Here is a 14,965-nt window from a genome sequence, read left to right on the forward strand (position 1 = left end):
TCGTCCGTCAGGCGGTACGAACCGGAATGCTCGTGAACGTGGGAGCCGGTGCCGGGTCCTGGAAGAAGTCGTTGCCCTTGTCGTCGACGACGATGAAGGCGGGGAAGTCCTCGACCTCGATGCGCCAGACGGCCTCCATGCCCAGCTCCTCGTATTCGAGGACCTCGACCTTCTTGATGCAGTCCTGCGCCAGGCGGGCCGCGGGGCCGCCGATGGAGCCGAGGTAGAAGCCGCCGTGCGCGGCGCACGCGTCGGTGACCTGCTTGGAGCGGTTGCCCTTGGCCAGCATGACCTTCGAGCCGCCCGCCGCCTGGAACTGCTCCACGTAGGCGTCCATCCGGCCGGCCGTGGTCGGGCCGAAGGAGCCGGACGCGTAGCCCTCGGGGGTCTTCGCCGGGCCGGCGTAGTAGACCGGGTGGTTCTTCAGGTACTCCGGCATGCCCTCGCCCGCGTCCAGCCGCTCCTTGATCTTCGCGTGTGCGATGTCGCGGGCGACGACCAGCGTGCCGGTGAGCGAGAGGCGGGTCTTGACCGGGTGCCGGGTCAGCTCGGCCAGGATGGCGTCCATCGGCTGGTTCAGGTCGACGCGTACGGCGTCGAGGTCCGGGCCCGCGCCCTCGGTCAGCTCCGCCTCGGTCGTCTCCGGGAGGAAGCGCGCCGGGTCCTTCTCCAGCTGCTCCAGGAAGACGCCCTCGGCGGTGATCTTCGCCACGGCCTGGCGGTCGGCGGAGCAGGAGACGGCGATGGCGACCGGGCAGGACGCGCCGTGCCGGGGCAGGCGCACCACGCGCACGTCGTGGCAGAAGTACTTGCCGCCGAACTGCGCGCCGATGCCGATCTTCTGCGTCAGCTCGAAGACCTTCTCCTCCAGCTCCTTGTCCCGGAAGCCGTGGCCGGTGGGGGAGCCCTCGGCGGGCAGCTCGTCCAGGTAGTGCGCGGAGGCGTACTTCGCGGTCTTCATCGCGTACTCGGCGCTGGTGCCGCCGACGACGATCGCCAGGTGGTACGGCGGGCAGGCGGCCGTGCCCAGCGAGCGGATCTTCTCCTCCAGGAACTTCATCATGCTCGCCTCGTTGAGGACGGCCTTCGTCTCCTGGTAGAGGAAGGACTTGTTGGCGCTGCCGCCGCCCTTGGCCATGAACAGGAACTTGTACGCGTCCCCGTCGTTGGCGTACAGCTCGATCTGGGCCGGCAGGTTGGAGCCGGTGTTCTTCTCGTCCCACATGGTCAGCGGGGCCATCTGCGAGTACCGCAGGTTCAGCTGGGTGTACGCGTCGTAGATGCCGCGGGAGAGGGCCTCCTCGTCACGGCCCTGGGTCAGCACGTTCTGGCCGCGCTTGCCCATGACGATCGCGGTGCCGGTGTCCTGGCACATCGGCAGCACGCCGGCCGCCGCGATGTTCGCGTTCTTCAGGAGGTCCAGGGCCACGAAGCGGTCGTTGGCGGACGCCTCGGGGTCCTCCAGGATGCGGCGCAGCTGGGCGAGGTGGGCCGGGCGCAGGTAGTGCGAGATGTCGTGCATCGCCTCGGCCGCCAGCTTGCGCAGCGCCTCCGGCTCGACCTTGAGGAACGTGCGCCCGTCGGCTTCGAAGGTGCTCACGCCCTCGGAAGTGACCAGGCGGTACGGGGTGTTGTCCTCGCCTACGGGCAGCAGGTCGGTATAGGCGAATTCCGGCATCAGGGGCCATTCCTCACTCGACGGTGGCTTTCGGCTGACATCTGCGGCAGCGCCTGAACAGCGTAGAACCCCCGCCGCCGGTCGCCGTTGTGAGGTAAGGCTCACCAAGAGCCGGCCCGGGGGCCGCGCGTCCTCTAGTCGCGATCTATCGCGTTTCGGTACGCTGCCCCCGTGGACGAATCGTCGCTCGCCAAGCGAGCCCAGCAGCCGGTGAATCTGACCAAGCCCGTGGCCGAGGCGGAGCTGAGGGCCTCCGACGCCGACCGGGACCGGATCGCGGAGATCCTGCGCGAGGCGCTGGCGGTCGGGCGGCTGGACGCCGAGGAGCACGCCGAGCGCATCGACCTGGTCTACCGCGCGAAGACGATGGGCGAACTGGAGCCGCTGGTACGCGATCTGCCGGCGGAGGGCGGCGCCCCCAGGCCGCAGCCCGCGCCCGCCGCGTACGGCGCCGGGCCGGGCGGCACGCCGCCGGACCAGACGATGGTCGCGATCTTCAGCGCCTCGACCCGCAAGGGCCGCTGGCGGGTGCCCGGCCGTATCAACGCCGTCGCGATCTTCGGCAGCGTGGAGATCGACCTGACCGAGGGGATCTTCCAGCAGCAGCAGGTCCACATCAACGTCACCGCGATCTTCGGCAGCGTGGAGATCCGGGTGCCGGAGAACGTGACGCTGCGCAGCAGCGGTTCCGGCGTGCTCGGCTCCTTCGAGGTCGAGGCCAACGACTCCGTCGAGGCCGACGCCCCGGTCGTGATCGTCAACGGCTACGCGGTCCTCGGCAGCGTCGAAGCCAAGCCCAAGCGCGGCAAGTGGCTGCGCGACCTGCGCGACGACCTGCGCGACGCCCGGCGCGCGTGGCACGAACAGCGCCGGGACGAGCGGCGCTCCTGGCACGAGCACCGCCGCGACGAGCGGCACGGGCGGCTGCACGGCGGGTACGGCGACTGAGGCGGCACGGACGGCGGTGTTCCGGGCTTCCCGGGCCCGAATACGCACTGCTCGGGGACGGTTCGCAACCGTGTGCATAAGCCCGCGCACAGCGGGTAGGGCTGGTGCATCGTCTCTCGTACGGCTGCGGGGTGCGAAAAGTCGTGCGCAGCGAGACGGGCAAGGGTGACTCTTTCGCCGAAGCCGTCGTCAGGAGTAGACCGTGCTGCTACCGCATCAGCCTCTGCAGGACACCGCAGTTGTTCCGCCCCAGCGAGTTCCCTCTCGCGAAGAGGCCGGTCCCTGGCACGCGGAGGCGGTGTGCCGCCGTGACGAAGCGGGACTGTTCTTCGCACCGTCCAAGGAGCCGACCGCCGCGCGCCTGGCGAGGGAGGAAGCCGCCAAGCGGGTCTGCGCCCGCTGCCCGGTGATGATCGAATGCCGGGAGCACGCCCTGATGCAGCCGGAGCCCTACGGAGTGTGGGGCGGGCTGACCGCCGCCGAGCGCCGGGTCGTCCTGGCCCGCCGCCGGCGCAGGGAAACCGAATTGCAGCGCTCGGCACGGATGCAGGCCGCTGGTTGAGGCCGGCATGACCGGCACGACAACGGGCCGGGGCCCCGCCTGAGAAGAACGGCGGAGTCCCGGCCCGTACGTTGAGCGGATACGCGCGGCCCGTACGCCGGTACGGCGGTGGCGCGTGCGGCCCGCGCGCTAGCTGGGGCGCTCGAAGTCGACCGAGCTGTACGCGCGCAGCTTGGAGAGCCGGTGCTCGGAGTCGACCCGGCGGATCGTGCCGGACTTGGAGCGCATGACCAGCGACGAGGTGGTCGCGGTCTCGGCGCGGTAGCGCACCCCGCGCAGCAGGTCGCCGTCGGTGATGCCGGTGGCGACGAAGAAGACGTTGTCACCGCGGACCAGGTCGTCGGTCTGGAGGACCTTGTCCAGGTCGTGACCGGCGTCGATCGCGCGCTGCCGCTCCTCGTCGTCCTTCGGCCACAGCCTGGCCTGGAGGGTGCCGCCCAGGCACTTGAGGGCGCACGCGGCGATGATGCCCTCCGGCGTACCGCCGATGCCCAGCAGCAGGTCGACGCCGGTGCCCTCGCGGGCCGCCATGATGGCGCCGGCCACGTCGCCGTCGGAGATGAACTTGATCCGCGCCCCGGCCTCCCGTACCTCCTTGACCAGGCCGTCGTGGCGCGGCCGGTCCAGGATGACGACGGTGACGTCCTCGACGGAGGACTTCTTGGCCTTGGCGATCCGGCGGATGTTGACGCCGACCGGCGCGGTGATGTCGACGAAGTCGGCGGCCTCGGGGCCGGTCGCCAGCTTGTCCATGTAGAACACCGCGGACGGGTCGAACATGGAGCCGCGCTCGGCGACGGCCATCACGGAGACGGCGTTGGCCATGCCCTTGGCGGTCAGGGTGGTGCCGTCGACCGGGTCCACGGCCACGTCGCACTCGGCGCCGGTGCCGTCGCCGACCCGCTCGCCGTTGTAGAGCATCGGGGCGTTGTCCTTCTCGCCCTCCCCGATGACCACGACGCCGTTCATGGAGACGGTGTGGATCAGGGCGCGCATGGCCTTGACGGCGGCCCCGTCGGCACCGTTCTTGTCGCCGCGGCCGACCCACCGGCCCGAGGCCATGGCTCCGGCCTCGGTGACCCGGACGAGTTCCAGAGCGAGGTTGCGGTCGGGAGCCTCGGGGCTGACCTCGAGTTGGGACGGCAGATGATGCTCGGTCATCGAGCGCACCTTTCTGTACGGCGACGGCCGGAATGGTGAGGGTGGCTATGACTTTATCGGTACGTCGCCAAAATGAGCAGCAGACCCCACGCATGAGCGGCGTCAAGGCGCGAACCGGGCGCGTCCGCGTACGGCGGCCCCGGCCCCGCGAAGGGCGGGGGGTGCCTCCCGGCAGAGCCGGGCATGGGGGACGATAGAGGGCGTGGCAGGTATGCGAGGCAAGCAGACGGTTCGGGACATGGTCCTGTCGATGGCGGTGATCGGCGCCCTCGTCGCGGGCATCTATCTCTTCATCCCGCACAACGACAGCAGGACCGCCGAGGTCAACGCGGTCAAGACGGTCGACTACCGCGTCGAGGTCGCGACCGCGCGGCGCGCGGCGCCGTACCCGGTGGCGGCCCCCAAGGGGCTGCCCGAGGGCTGGCGCGCCACCTCCGTCTCGTACAAGGCGAGCAAGGACGGCAAGGGCGGCGCCTGGCACCTGGGCATGCTCGACCCGGAGCAGGAGTACGCGGCGCTGGAGCAGAGCGACGCGCCCGCGAAGAAGTTCGTCCAGGACGTCACGCTGGGCGCGGAGAAGGCCGCGGGCAAGCAGGCCGTCGGCGGCGTGAAGTGGGACCGCTACAAGGGCGAGAAGTACCGGGCCCTGGTCCGCGAGGAGGAGGGCGTCACGACGGTCCTCACGGGCACCGCGCCGTACGGGCGCCTCGCGGAGCTGGCCGCGTCCCTGGAGGCGAAGAAGGGCTGACCGGCCGACCGGCCGACGTGCCGGCCTGCCCGGACGTACGACGAGGCCGCCGCACCCGCGCCGGGTGCGGCGGCCTCGTCGTACGCTCTCGCGCGAATGGCTCAGACGGTGGTGACGGCCTCGTCGAAGCCGAGCCGCGGCGAGCGCGGGAAGAAGGCGTCGGCACCGGGCTTGCCGATGTTGACGACCATGAACGCCTTCTGCTTGCCGTCGCCGAAGAACTCGTTGTCGATGCCGGCGAAGTCGAAGCCGGTCATCGGGCCGGCCGCCAGGCCGGCGGCGCGGACGCCGACGATGAAGTAGCCGGCCTGCAGCGTCGCGTTCTGGGCGCCGGCGGCCTCGCGGACGGCCAGCTCGGCGAAGTAGGCGTCCTTGATGCCGGGAGCGTGCGGGAACAGCGTCGGCAGCTTCTCGTGGAAGTCGAGGTCCGTGGAGAGGATCACGGTCAGCGGCGCGCTCAGGGTCTTCGGGCCGTTGGCGCCCATCGCGTACTTCACCAGGCGCTCGCGGGCGTCCTCGGAGCGGACCATGGTGATGCGCAGCGGCGACTGGTTGAAGGCGGTCGGGCCGAACTTCACCAGGTCGTAGATGGCCTGTACCTGCTCGTCCGTCACCGGCTCGTCCGTGAACGAGTTGGCGGTCTGGGCCTCGCGGAAGAGGAGGTCCTGAGCGGCGGCGTCGAGAGCGAGAGACATGAGGGCACCTCGGGGGTCGTGGTTTATCCGTGTTCGATGTCAACTGTAACCAAGATAGATTAAGTTTCAACTAATACGGGGGGAACGTGACCTGATTCACAGGGGGAGTGGGGGTGCTTCGGGGGGTGAGCGGAACCGTCTGGGGGCGCTCGGTGCCGACCGGAACCGTCCGCGGCCGCCGGAGACTGACCGGAACCGTGCGGGGGCCGGGGCCGCCCGATACTGGCCGGGGGCGCTCGGTACCGTCCGGGGGTGCTCTGTACCGACCGGAACCGTCCGCGGCCGCCGGAGACTGACCGGAACCATGCGGGGGCATCCGGGATCGTCCGGGGCGCCTGAGACCGCCTGGAACCGTCCGGGACCGCCCGGGGGTGCCCGGGACCGCCTGGAACCGTCCGGGGCGGGCGCCCGGCCGCTACTCGGCCGCTTCCTCCTCCGCCAGCGCCGCGTCCAGCCGCGCCCGGGCCCCGTCCAGCCAGCGGCGACAGACCTTCGCCAGCTCCTCACCGCGCTCCCAGAGCGCGAGCGACTCCTCCAGCGTGGTCCCGCCGGCCTCCAGGCTGCGGACGACCTCGATCAGCTCGTCCCGGGCCTGTTCGTACCCGAGCGTGGACCCGTCCGGCTGCGCCGCGTCCGCGGTGCCGTCCACCGCCGTACCGTCCGCCGCCGTGTCGTCCGTCTTCGCCTTCGCCATGCTTCCCACCCTATTCCGGGGCTGTGACATCTTCCGGGGCTGTGACATCGGACCGTGAGCCGGCCACCCTGACCTGGAACTCGCCCTCGGCGACCCGGGCCCGCAGCACGTCGTCGTCCGCGACCTCGCCGGGGGAGCGCACGGCCTCCCCGTCCGGCTTCTGGAGCACCGCGTAACCCCGTTCCAAAGTGGCCTTGGGGGAGAGGGCGACCACCCGCGCCAGCGTGTGCGACAGCTCGGAGTCGGCCCGGTCCAGCAGATGCCCCAGTGTGCGCCTGCCGCGCTCCAGTAGCGCCGTGACCTGGTCCTCGCGCTCCTCGACCATCCGGTGGGGTCGCTCCATCGAGGGTCGGCTCAGGGCTGCCGCCAGGCCCCGCTCCTCGCGGTCCAGATAGCCGCCGACCGCGCGCAGCGCCCGCTCCCGCAGCTGCTGGATACGGGCGAACTCCTCGCCGACGTCCGGTACGACCTTCTTCGCCGCGTCCGTCGGCGTCGAAGCCCGCAGGTCGGCGACCAGGTCCAGCAGCGGCGAGTCCGGTTCGTGCCCGATCGCGGACACGACGGGCGTACGGGCCGCGCCCACGGCCCGTACCAGTTGCTCGTCCGAGAACGGCAGCAGGTCCTCGACGCTGCCGCCGCCGCGCGCCACGATGATCACGTCGACCTCGGGCAGCGCGTCCAGCTCCTTGACCGCCTCGATCACCTGCGGGACCGCGTGCACACCCTGCACCGGCACGTTGCGCACCTCGAAGCGGACGGCGGGCCAGCGCAGCCGGGCGTTCTCCAGCACGTCCCGCTCGGCGGCGCTGGCCCGGCCGCACACCAGGCCGATCAGCTGCGGCAGGAACGGCAGCCCGCGCTTGCGCTCCGCCCGGAACAGGCCCTCGGCGGCGAGGGACTTCTTCAGCTGCTCCAGCCGTGCCAGCAGCTCGCCGACGCCCACCGGCTTGATCTCGGCGGCCCGCAGCGAGAGCTGGCCGCGCGGCGCGTACCACTCGGGCTTGGCGTGCACGACGACGCGCGCGCCCTCGCTGATCACGTCCGCGACCTTGTCGAAGACCTGGCGGTAGCACGTGACGCTCAGCGAGATGTCGTACGACGGGTCGCGCAGCGTCAGGAAGACCACACCGGCCCCGGGCCGCCGCGACAGCTGCGTGATCTGCCCCTCGACCCAGACGGCCCCCAGCCGGTCGATCCACCCCCCGATGAGCCGCGACACCTCGCCGACCGGGATCGGCGCCTCCGCAGACGTCCTCACACTCATCCCTTGAGCGTATAGCCCGGCACCGACAGCGGCGGGGTGCGCGACTCCGGCCCTGTACGGGCTGCCGCGGCGTCAGCCACCCGCCGCCCCGCCCTTCCGCCGCCCGTACTGCACCGCCAGCACCACCAGCCCCACCGCCAACCAGACCGCGCCCACGACCTGCGCGGTCCCGGACGCCTCCACGATGACCGCGACCACCACCGCCAAGCCCAGCACCGGCACCAGGACGTGCCGCAGCAGATTCGGGTGAGCGGCCCGCTTGCGCACCCAGAACCAGCCGATCACCGACGCGTGCAGCAGACCGAAGGCCGTCAGCGCGCCCACGTTGACGATCGAGGAGAGATGGTCCAGACCGTCGTCGCGCCGGGCCGCCCACACCGCCGCGACCAGCGTCACCACCGCGGCGCCCAGCAGCGCCCGCCGCGGTACCCCGCTCCCCGCGTCCACCTTCGAGATCGCGCCCGGCAGCCGCCGGTCCCGCGCCATCGCGAACAGCAGCCGCCCGGCCGCCGCCTGCCCGGCCAGCGCCGCGAACGCCGCACCGATCGCCTTGCTCGCCGCCACCAGCTTCTGCAGCCACTCGCCGACGGCCGCGTCCGCCGTCGTATAGAAAGCGTCTCCCTGTTCGGCGGGCTTCGCCGCCAGCTCGGCCGCCGACATCGGCGCCAGCAGCGCCGCCAGATACGTCTGTACGGCGAACAGCACCCCCGCCGCCACCAGGCAGGTCAGCACGGCCCGCGCCACCCGCGCCGATCCCCCCGTCGTCTCCTCCGCGAACGACGCGATCGCGTCGAACCCCAGGTACGACAGCACCGCCACCGACACCGCGGCCAGCACCGCACTCGTGGAGAAGGCCCCCTCGCCGGTCAGCGGCTCCGACCAGCCCCGCTGCGCCCCGTCCGTGGCCAGCACCCACAACGCCGCCACCACGAAGACCGCCAGCACCACCAGCTCCATCGCCAGCACCGCGAAGCCGACCACGGCCGCGGCCCGCACCCCCGACAGGTTCAGGAGCGTGGTGACGACCACCGCGAGCGCCGTCCAGACCCACTGGTGCACGGACGGCACCAGCGCGTGCATCGCGATGCCGGAGAAGAGGTACGCGACCGCCGGGATCAGCAGGTAGTCGAGCATCGCCATCCACCCCGCGACGAAGCCCGCGCCCTCGCCCAGCCCGACCCGCGCGTACGTGAACACCGAGCCGGCCTGCGGTGCGACCCGCACCATCTGGGCGTACGAATAGGCCGTGAAGGCCATCGCGACCGTCGCCACCACGTAGACGACGGTGATCGCCCCGTGCGACTTGGCCTGGAGCGTGCCGAAGATGCCGACCGGTGCCATCGGGGCGATGAACAGCAGCCCGTAGACGATCAGGTCACGGAAGGACAGCGTGCGCCGCAGCCCGCCGCCGTCCGGCGCTGCGGACGCTCCGGGCGCGCCGGGGGGCGGCGGGGAGGACGGGTTCGGCTCGGACGGTGCGGTCATGACGGACACCTCGGCAGGGGGCATACGGGCCGACGATGATCGTCGGTTGTCCACCAGCTTCGGGCAAGGCCGCGTCAGCGGCAGGATGGACGCGCCAGGAACGGGATGGACGCGCCAGGAACGGGACGGACGCGCGCGATGCCGATCGGGTGGGCGCGTCCGTCTTCGTCCGCGCGGGCGTGCGCCCGGCGCACCGCCCCCGCGGGCCCGCGACCGGGGTCACTCCATCGCGCCCCGGCAGATCACGTACCCCGAAGTCGGCCCCGTACGATGGTTCGTATGACTGCTGCTACGCCCAGCCCGTCGCCAGCCACCGCCCAGGACGGAGACGTCTCGCGCGGCGAGGACCGCCGCCGGGTCCTGCTCGCCGCCCCCCGCGGCTATTGCGCGGGCGTGGACCGTGCCGTGATCGCCGTCGAGAAAGCCCTTGAGCAGTACGGCGCGCCCGTCTACGTGCGCCACGAGATCGTCCACAACAAGTACGTGGTCAAGACCCTGGAGAAGAAGGGCGCGATCTTCGTCGACGAGACCGCGGAGGTGCCCGAGGGCAACATCGTCATCTTCTCCGCGCACGGTGTCGCCCCGGTCGTCCACGACGAGGCCAAGCGCGGCAAGCTCGCCACCATCGACGCGACCTGCCCGCTGGTCACCAAGGTCCACAAAGAAGCCGTCCGGTACGCCAAGGAGGACTTCGACATCCTCCTGATCGGCCACGAGGGCCACGAAGAGGTCATCGGCACCAGCGGCGAGGCCCCCGACCACATCACCCTGGTCGACGGCCCCGACGACGTGAAGAACGTCGAGGTCCGCGACCCGGACAAGGTCGTCTGGCTCTCCCAGACCACCCTGTCGGTCGACGAGACCATGGAGACGGTCGGCGCCCTCAAGGGCCGCTTCCCCAACCTGCTCTCCCCGCCCAGCGACGACATCTGCTACGCCACCCAGAACCGGCAGACCGCCGTCAAGGAGATGGGCGCCCAGGCCGACCTCGTCATCGTCGTCGGCTCCAAGAACTCCTCGAACTCCGTCCGCCTCGTCGAGGTCGCCCTCGGCGCGGGCGCCGGCGCCGCCCACCTGGTCGACGGCGCCGAGGAGATCGACGAGAGCTGGCTGGAGGGCGTGCGCACCGTCGGCCTCACCTCCGGCGCCTCCGTCCCCGAGGTCCTGGTCCACGGCGTACTGGACTGGCTCGCGCAGCGCGGCTACGAGGACGTCGAGACGGTCAAGTCCGCCGAGGAGTCCATCACCTTCTCGCTGCCCAAGGAGCTGCGCCGCGACCTGCGCGCGGAGGCCAAGACGGCCGCGGAGGACTGAGAGCGGCGGCCGGGCCGGCCCACCGGCCCGGCTTACCGGCCCGGCCGGTGATCTCGGAGGTCGAGGGGTGAACCGGCCCGTCCCCGCCTAGCCTCGTAGGCATGAAGGTCTTTGGTGTGGACATCGGCGGGTCGGGCATCAAGGGCGCCCCGGTGGACCTGGAGCGCGGCGACCTGGCGGACGAGCGGTTCAAGGTGCTGACCCCGCATCCGGCCACCCCGGACGCGGTCGCGGACTGCGTCCGGCAGGTCGTGGACCATTTCGGCTGGTCAGGGCCGGTCGGCGCGACGTTCCCCGGAGTGGTGACCGACGGCGTCACCCGTACGGCGGCCAACGTCGACCCGGGATGGATCGACCGGAACGCCGCCGCGCTGCTCGCCGGCCGCCTCGGCGGCGACACCGGCGGCTGCCCGGTCACCGTCCTGAACGACGCGGACGCGGCGGGCCTGGCCGAGATGCACTTCGGGGCCGGCAGGGACCGTACGACGGGCACGGTCGTCGTGCTCACCTTCGGAACCGGCATCGGCAGCGCCGTCTTCACCGACGGCAAGCTCGTCCCCAACACCGAGCTCGGCCACCTGGAACTGCACGGCCACGACGCCGAGAAACGGGCGTCCACCAAGGTCAAGGACGACGAGGACCTGAGCTGGCAGCAGTGGGCGCGCCGCGTGCAGAAGTACCTCGCCCACGTGGAGATGCTCTTCTCGCCCCGCCTGTTCGTGATCGGCGGCGGCGTCAGCCGCAAGGCGGAGAAGTTCCTGCCGCTGATCGAGGGCGTCAAGGCGGAGATCGTCCCCGCGCAACTGCAGAACAACGCCGGCATCGTGGGCGCCGCGATGGCCGCCCGCGCCGCACTCCAGGACGGCCCCGCGGCCCCGGCGGGCGCGGGCGCCCCGCCGGGCCCCGCGGCCGCGACCGGTGCCGACGCGGCCGCTACGTCGCAGGTCGGCTGGCCGGCCGATCCCTGACCTGGCCCGCGGGCTGCCCCGGACCACGGTGGTGCGCCCCCTGGCCCAGGCCGGGGCGCTGCCCCGGTCCCGGCCCCTGCTCCAGCCGCTGCCGCATCCGCGCCTTGCGCGCCGGCGCCTGGCCGGCCGCCGGGGGCGCCTGCCGCGGCGTACGCCCCCGGGGCGCGCAGCCCGCCGCCCGGCGCGCCTGCCGAGCGGCCTGCCGCCGCGCGATGGCCGCCGCCTTGCGGACGACGACGATCAGCGCGCAGACCAGCGTCCCCGTGTAGAGCCAGCCGGCCTGCGTCGCCATCACCGTGAAGACGCCCATCAGCAGCCCGGCGATGCCGCCCGCGCTGTGGCTGATCGGAACGGTGCCGAGGGTGTACGCGATGGGCAGCGCGATCGGGGCGGTGATCAGGTCGTACGGCCGTACCCACAAGCCCGCGCACACGCTGACCAGCACGAAGAAGACCCCGTACACCGTCGGCGCGCCGTCGAACAGGAACTGGTCGAGGGCGGCGAAGGCGAAGAGCGCGAGGGCACCGAGCAGGCCGCAGCCCAGCCCGGTGAGCCGCGGCGCGGGAAACCGCGCGGCCGCGGCCGCCAGCGGAGCCAGGGGCCCGCGGCGGCGCGGCCGTACCCGGTACACGGTCGAACTCTCACCGCCGGGCTCGTCCGCGCCCGGCGCACGTGGGGCTCCGGGGGCCCGTGGGGCACCTGGCGCCCGCGGGGCGCCCGGACTCCCCGAGGAAACCCGCATACCTCGGGCATCCCGGGCGTCCAAGGCATCCGAAGCGTCCGACGTAACGGCTTCCGCGGGGCGGGGAAGCCGTGCGTCCTGGCCCGCTGCCGGACGGACGGTCCGGGGCGGACTGTGCTGGGGGCTGCGCGCTCTGTGTTGCTCCACTCGGCCACGGTAGGCCGCTAAGTGGGATTAATCGGTTACAGGACACGCGTTTTGTCCGACCAGACCGGCCCATTCGGTGGACAAACCACCCCACGCCCCATCACCCACCGTAACCACCCCTCCCCTCCTACCCCGCACCCAACCCCCACATCCCCCCTCCCCCACACCCCTCCTCCCCATCCCTCCCCGCCACCCGCCCGGCGGTGTCGGCCGCCCCGTAGACTGGGCGACCGGCCCGTCGCGGGCCGACCTGGCCCCAAAGGGCCGCTCCGGCCCCCCGCGGGCCCGTACGTACCGCCGCCCAGTCCTCTCCCGGGAAGTCGCCACCGTGTCGCTCACGATCGGAATCGTCGGTCTGCCGAATGTCGGCAAGTCGACCATGTTCAACGCCCTGACCAAGAACGACGTGCTGGCGGCCAACTACCCGTTCGCCACCATCGAGCCCAACGTCGGCGTCGTCGGCGTCCCCGACCCCCGCCTGGCCAAGCTGGCCGAGATCTTCGACTCCCAGAAGATCCTCCCTGCCACCGTCGACTTCGTCGACATCGCCGGCATCGTCCGCGGCGCCTCCGAGGGCGAGGGCCTGGGCAACAAGTTCCTCGCGAACATCCGCGAGTCGGACGCGATCTGCCAGGTCATCCGCGCCTTCAAGGACGAGAACGTCGTCCACGTAGACGGCAAGGTCTCGCCCAAGGACGACATCGAGACCATCAACACCGAGCTGATCCTCGCCGACCTCCAGACCATCGAGAAGGTCCTGCCGCGCCTCCAGAAGGAGTCGCGCATCAAGAAGGACGTCGCCCCGAAGGTCAAGGCGGTCGAGGAGGCCAAGGCGATCCTGGAAAAGGGCGACACCCTCTTCTCGGCGGGCATCGTCCAGGGCTCCGGCAATGAAGAGCTCCTCCACGACCTGCACCTCCTCACCACCAAGCCCTTCCTCTACGTCTTCAACGTCGACGAGGACGAGCTGACCGACGAGGACTTCAAGGCCGAGCAGCGCGCCCTGGTGGCCCCCGCCGAGGCCATCTTCCTCAACGCCAAGCTCGAAGCCGACCTCGCCGAACTCGACGAGGAGGAGGCCCTCGAACTCCTCCAGTCCGTAGGCCAGGAAGAGCCCGGCCTCGCCACCCTCGCCCACGTCGGCTTCAACACCCTCGGCCTGCAGACCTACCTCACCGCCGGCCCCAAGGAAACCCGCGCCTGGACCATCAAGAAGGGCGCCACGGCCCCCGAGGCAGCCGGCGTCATCCACACCGACTTCCAAAAGGGCTTCATCAAGGCCGAGGTCATCTCTTTCGAAGACCTGGTCGAAACAGGCTCGGTGGCCGAAGCCCGCGCTGCTGGTAAGGCGCGAATGGAAGGCAAGGACTATGTGATGCAGGACGGGGATGTGGTGGAGTTCCGCTTTAACGTGTGAGCGGGTAGCTACTGCAAGTCGGGTAGTTCATCAGGCATACAGGCCAGAAGGGGCCGGCTCCTCCGGGGGCCGGCCCCTTGGTCATGTCCGTGCGTGGCGGGCGCGTCCGGTTGGGGAGGGGTTGGGGATTTCGGCCGGGTTGGTGGAGGCGGGATTGCGGCGGTCGGTGGGGGAGACCGGGGGTGGGCAGGTGTATGCGTAGCCCGGGCGGGTGGCGGGGTTTGTGGCGCGGGGTGCTGTGTCTGGTGGGGGCGGTGCTGGGAGTCAGCGGGGGTAGAGCTGGAAGAGGGTGGCGGGGGTGCCGCGGTACTGCTCGCCCGCCGCGCGGAGCATGGGTTCGAGGAAGGCGCGGGCGTACGCGGCCGGGTCCTTGCCCGCGTCTTCCAGGCCCGTGATGTACGCGCGGTGCTCGGCGAGGGAGTCGACCGCCCGGTCGATTCCGGGGCCGACCTCCTTGGCGTGTGTCGGATAAGGGGAGCCGGCCACCGCCACCCAGCGGACGCCGTTCCAGGGGGCGAGGCCGAGTTCGGTGGTCAGGTCGGGGAAGATCCAGCGGTTGCCCGCGTCGCCGGCCGCGTCCAGGGCGGCGCGGCCCACCACCCGGTGGTCGGGCGTGTTCCAGGCGACTCCGCCCCAGGTGTCGTGGTGGTTGAGGGTGATCAGCAGCTCGGGCCGGTGCCGGCGGACGGCGGCCGCCAGGTCGCGGCGCAGGGGCAGCCCAACCTCGATGACGCCGTCGCGATGCCGGTCCAGGAATTCCACCGTCCGTACGCCGACCACGGCCGCGCCGGCCCGCTGCTCCGCCTCACGGACCAGGGCGCACTCCTCGGGGCCGAGGCCGTCGATACCGGCTTCACCGCGCGTGACCAGGAGGTACGTGACCTCGCGCCCGGCCGCCGTCCACTCGGCGACGGCGGCTGCCGCGCCGTATTCGAGGTCGTCGGGGTGGGCGACGACGGCCAGCGCGCGTTGCCAGTCCTCCGGCATGGGGGAGAGGAGGGTGGAGGGGGTGGGAGTGTCGGCGGGGGCGTCTCGCACGGTGTGCTCCTTCCCTTGCCGCTCGGGCGCGGCTCGTGTGGGCGGGCAGCTCGTACAGACTCTCGCACGAAACGTACGGCATCGCCGGGCGGCCGGGAACAGAC

14 protein-coding genes are annotated in these 14,965 nt (G+C 71.6%); 6 read left to right on the top strand and 8 right to left on the bottom strand.

Translation table 11 applies throughout. The features are described from left to right. Nucleotides 1-7 precede the first annotated feature (7 nt). On the bottom strand, nt 8-1,678 hold the full coding sequence (locus tag ACH4OW_RS21325; protein WP_360127601.1) for a fumarate hydratase: 1,671 nt from the start codon (nt 1,676-1,678) through the stop codon (nt 8-10). A 171-nt stretch (nt 1,679-1,849) separates the two neighbouring features. Between ACH4OW_RS21325 and ACH4OW_RS21330 the strand changes: the two genes are divergently transcribed. Both ACH4OW_RS21330 and ACH4OW_RS21335 read left to right on the top strand, forming a co-directional pair. Continuing rightward, on the top strand, nt 1,850-2,626 hold the full coding sequence (locus ACH4OW_RS21330) for a DUF1707 domain-containing protein (protein WP_398029620.1): 777 nt from the start codon (nt 1,850-1,852) through the stop codon (nt 2,624-2,626). 202 nt (nt 2,627-2,828) lie between these two features. Continuing rightward, nucleotides 2,829-3,188 carry a WhiB family transcriptional regulator gene (locus ACH4OW_RS21335; protein WP_032922291.1) on the top strand — a complete coding sequence of 120 codons (360 nt, stop codon included), beginning with the start codon at nt 2,829-2,831 and terminating at the stop codon, nt 3,186-3,188. A 129-nt stretch (nt 3,189-3,317) separates the two neighbouring features. On the opposite strand, the gene glpX is transcribed toward ACH4OW_RS21335, so the two are convergent. Then, nucleotides 3,318-4,349, bottom strand: coding sequence for a class II fructose-bisphosphatase (gene glpX, locus ACH4OW_RS21340; protein WP_360127605.1), 1,032 nt, complete (start codon nt 4,347-4,349; stop codon nt 3,318-3,320). A 211-nt stretch (nt 4,350-4,560) separates the two neighbouring features. Between glpX and ACH4OW_RS21345 the strand changes: the two genes are divergently transcribed. Further along, complete coding sequence (locus ACH4OW_RS21345) at nt 4,561-5,097, top strand: DUF4245 domain-containing protein (protein WP_360127878.1); 537 nt, start codon at nt 4,561-4,563, stop codon at nt 5,095-5,097. A 101-nt stretch (nt 5,098-5,198) separates the two neighbouring features. Here the strand turns inward: ACH4OW_RS21345 and ACH4OW_RS21350 are convergent, their stop codons facing one another. From ACH4OW_RS21350 to ACH4OW_RS21365, 4 genes are all read right to left on the bottom strand, one after another. Next, nucleotides 5,199-5,792 carry a malonic semialdehyde reductase gene (locus ACH4OW_RS21350; RefSeq protein WP_360127608.1) on the bottom strand — a complete coding sequence of 198 codons (594 nt, stop codon included), beginning with the start codon at nt 5,790-5,792 and terminating at the stop codon, nt 5,199-5,201. A 415-nt stretch (nt 5,793-6,207) separates the two neighbouring features. Then, nucleotides 6,208-6,486, bottom strand: coding sequence for an exodeoxyribonuclease VII small subunit (locus ACH4OW_RS21355; protein ID WP_398029623.1), 279 nt, complete (start codon nt 6,484-6,486; stop codon nt 6,208-6,210). A 10-nt stretch (nt 6,487-6,496) separates the two neighbouring features. Continuing rightward, nucleotides 6,497-7,750, bottom strand: a complete 1,254-nt coding sequence (xseA, locus tag ACH4OW_RS21360) for an exodeoxyribonuclease VII large subunit (RefSeq protein WP_398029625.1) — start codon at nt 7,748-7,750, stop codon at nt 6,497-6,499. A gap of 72 nt (nt 7,751-7,822) precedes the next feature. Then, nucleotides 7,823-9,235: an APC family permease gene (locus ACH4OW_RS21365; RefSeq protein WP_398029627.1), complete on the bottom strand. Its 1,413-nt coding sequence runs from the start codon at nt 9,233-9,235 to the stop codon at nt 7,823-7,825. A 270-nt stretch (nt 9,236-9,505) separates the two neighbouring features. Here ACH4OW_RS21365 and ACH4OW_RS21370 point away from each other — a divergent pair, with 270 nt between their 5' ends. Next, a complete protein-coding gene (locus ACH4OW_RS21370; RefSeq protein WP_360127620.1) occupies nt 9,506-10,549 on the top strand; it encodes a 4-hydroxy-3-methylbut-2-enyl diphosphate reductase in 1,044 nt (347 codons plus the stop codon). A gap of 101 nt (nt 10,550-10,650) precedes the next feature. Then, on the top strand, nt 10,651-11,517 hold the full coding sequence (gene ppgK / locus ACH4OW_RS21375) for a polyphosphate--glucose phosphotransferase (protein WP_360127623.1): 867 nt from the start codon (nt 10,651-10,653) through the stop codon (nt 11,515-11,517). On the opposite strand, the gene ACH4OW_RS21380 is transcribed toward ppgK, so the two are convergent. After that, complete coding sequence (locus tag ACH4OW_RS21380) at nt 11,483-12,148, bottom strand: DUF6542 domain-containing protein (RefSeq protein ID WP_360127626.1); 666 nt, start codon at nt 12,146-12,148, stop codon at nt 11,483-11,485. The genes ppgK and ACH4OW_RS21380 overlap by 35 nt on opposite strands. 586 nt (nt 12,149-12,734) lie before the next feature. On the opposite strand from ACH4OW_RS21380, the gene ychF reads away from it, so the two are divergent. Further along, nucleotides 12,735-13,823, top strand: coding sequence for a redox-regulated ATPase YchF (gene ychF, locus ACH4OW_RS21385; RefSeq protein ID WP_360127629.1), 1,089 nt, complete (start codon nt 12,735-12,737; stop codon nt 13,821-13,823). A 264-nt stretch (nt 13,824-14,087) separates the two neighbouring features. On the opposite strand, the gene ACH4OW_RS21390 is transcribed toward ychF, so the two are convergent. Further along, entirely contained in the window at nt 14,088-14,810 is a 723-nt protein-coding gene (locus ACH4OW_RS21390) for a PIG-L deacetylase family protein (protein WP_398029770.1), read from the bottom strand. Between the last annotated feature and the right edge of the window lie 155 nt (nt 14,811-14,965).

This window comes from Streptomyces sp. NPDC017056, from assembly GCF_044332485.1.
Taxonomy (GTDB): domain Bacteria; phylum Actinomycetota; class Actinomycetes; order Streptomycetales; family Streptomycetaceae; genus Streptomyces.

What these genes read in the sequence shown, in the direction of transcription:
- ACH4OW_RS21350 (WP_360127608.1), bottom strand. Translation starts at nt 5,792, where the DNA reads ATGTCTCTCGCTCTCGACGCCGCCGCTCAGGACCTCCTCTTCCGCGAG.
- ACH4OW_RS21365 (WP_398029627.1), bottom strand. Translation starts at nt 9,235, where the DNA reads ATGACCGCACCGTCCGAGCCGAACCCGTCCTCCCCGCCGCCCCCCGGC.
- ACH4OW_RS21345 (WP_360127878.1), top strand. Translation starts at nt 4,561, where the DNA reads ATGCGAGGCAAGCAGACGGTTCGGGACATGGTCCTGTCGATGGCGGTG.
- ACH4OW_RS21355 (WP_398029623.1), bottom strand. Translation starts at nt 6,486, where the DNA reads ATGGCGAAGGCGAAGACGGACGACACGGCGGCGGACGGTACGGCGGTG.
- xseA (WP_398029625.1), bottom strand. Translation starts at nt 7,750, where the DNA reads ATGAGTGTGAGGACGTCTGCGGAGGCGCCGATCCCGGTCGGCGAGGTG.
- ACH4OW_RS21390 (WP_398029770.1), bottom strand. Translation starts at nt 14,810, where the DNA reads ATGCCGGAGGACTGGCAACGCGCGCTGGCCGTCGTCGCCCACCCCGAC.
- ACH4OW_RS21325 (WP_360127601.1), bottom strand. Translation starts at nt 1,678, where the DNA reads ATGCCGGAATTCGCCTATACCGACCTGCTGCCCGTAGGCGAGGACAAC.
- ACH4OW_RS21370 (WP_360127620.1), top strand. Translation starts at nt 9,506, where the DNA reads ATGGTTCGTATGACTGCTGCTACGCCCAGCCCGTCGCCAGCCACCGCC.
- glpX (WP_360127605.1), bottom strand. Translation starts at nt 4,349, where the DNA reads ATGACCGAGCATCATCTGCCGTCCCAACTCGAGGTCAGCCCCGAGGCT.
- ppgK (WP_360127623.1), top strand. Translation starts at nt 10,651, where the DNA reads ATGAAGGTCTTTGGTGTGGACATCGGCGGGTCGGGCATCAAGGGCGCC.